This window comes from Falsihalocynthiibacter sp. S25ZX9, from assembly GCF_041205405.1.
In the GTDB taxonomy this organism is placed as follows: domain Bacteria; phylum Pseudomonadota; class Alphaproteobacteria; order Rhodobacterales; family Rhodobacteraceae; genus Falsihalocynthiibacter; species Falsihalocynthiibacter arcticus.
The window spans coordinates 1-314 of record NZ_JBGFCD010000192.1 but is presented as its reverse complement, the minus strand read 5'-3'; the positions used below and the strand labels follow the sequence as shown (position 1 = coordinate 314).

Genomic DNA, 314 nt, shown 5'->3' with positions numbered 1-314 from the left:
AAGGTCAGTATACAGACCCACGAGGCCTGGGCAGTTTTCCTGCGTGGCTTGGGTCATATTATAGGCCGCAGTGAGGGCGGCAAGGTCGGCGCGTATGGCGTCTTCGATCTCAAGAAATGGAACGGCATGGGCCGTGGCGGCGGTGAGCCAAAGGTAAAGTGCGGCGTTGGCTTCGCGGGCGGGAAACAGGGCGAGGCGTGCGGGAAGGCGCATGGCCTCCCCGTCAAAGCTTGTGCGCGGCAACTCTTCTGCTTCTGTTCCCAAGCGGCGTAAAAGCGATAGCCGGTGGTGGCTGCGCTCATCTTCTGTGGGTC

Annotated in this window: 1 pseudogene; it reads right to left on the bottom strand. The window is 61.5% G+C overall.

Annotation, left to right across the window (positions count from 1 at the left end):
• Nucleotides 1-314 (bottom strand): annotated as a pseudogene (locus tag AB9F29_RS21860) (nitric oxide reductase D protein); the annotation flags it as partial.